Origin of the sequence: Mesorhizobium sp. M1E.F.Ca.ET.063.01.1.1 (assembly GCF_003998155.1) — a bacterium.
Classification (GTDB): Bacteria; Pseudomonadota; Alphaproteobacteria; order Rhizobiales; family Rhizobiaceae; genus Mesorhizobium.
Genome location: NZ_RZSC01001771.1, coordinates 1 through 390 on the forward strand (window position 1 = coordinate 1; position 390 = coordinate 390).

General features: G+C 61.3%; 1 protein-coding gene. It reads left to right on the forward strand.

From position 1 onward, the window contains the following. Positions 1 to 245, forward strand: a 245-nt coding sequence (locus tag EOA29_RS40815; protein WP_145970214.1) for a DUF1153 domain-containing protein, incomplete at its 5' end; no start/stop codon positions are given. Positions 246 to 390: the final 145 nt, after the last annotated feature.

Below are 390 nucleotides of genomic sequence, written 5' to 3' on the forward strand. Positions count from 1 at the left end.
ATGTTATAGGGCCCGACGGCAGCCCGCTAACGATAGCCGACCTGCCGCCGACGAACACGCGGCGCTGGGTTATCCGGCGCAAGGCGGAAGTGGTCGCGGCGGTGCGCGGCGGACTGCTCAGTCTTGAGGAAGCCTGCCAGCGCTACAAGCTCACCACCGAGGAATTTCTCTCCTGGCAGGCGTCGATCGACGAATATGGCCTTGCCGGGCTGCGCACGACGCGAATCCAGCAATACCGGCACTAAAGCGCCTCGCGATCTTTCAGATTCGCTCCGTGCGCTCTAGGTTTTTGATTTTACGCATGTCTTTGTCCCGAAACCGGCTCCCACTTTCGGGAGACATGCTTTGGTCAGACCGTTAGCACGACCTTGCCGATCGGCCGGGTCGCTG